Genomic DNA, 345 nt, shown 5'->3' with positions numbered 1-345 from the left:
CGATACCGCGCACTTCACCTTCGCCGAATCGACCTCCGCGACCGTCAAGGCCGACGGCTCCACCGTCGTCACGGTCAAGTACAAGCGCAACACTAATACTCTTACGTCCGAAGAAAAACACGGTGGGAAAAAGCTGACCTTGACAGCTAAATATGGGGCTCACATTACTGATGCCTTCAACAAAGCTTTCAACGAGCCAACTGGAAACGACATCGAGTGGTCTCTTGAAAACGATCAGAGCACGAAAGTCGCCGCAATCGATGTCATGCCCGGTAGGAATGCTACAGTCTACGAGTTTGAGTTCAGCTCGAAAAAAAGTCAGACGCTTAGCTATTGGCTCGAGAA

At 50.7% G+C, this 345-nt stretch carries 1 protein-coding gene; it reads left to right on the top strand.

Going from position 1 to position 345, the window contains the following annotated elements; translation table 11 throughout:
* On the top strand, positions 1 to 345 hold a 345-nt coding region (locus tag NE591_RS13440; protein WP_256156886.1), incomplete at both ends, for a hypothetical protein.

Source organism: Adlercreutzia sp. DFI.6.23, assembly GCF_024462535.1.
Lineage (GTDB): Bacteria > Actinomycetota > Coriobacteriia > Coriobacteriales > Eggerthellaceae > Adlercreutzia > Adlercreutzia rubneri.
This window is presented reverse-complemented; position numbering and strand designations above follow the sequence as displayed.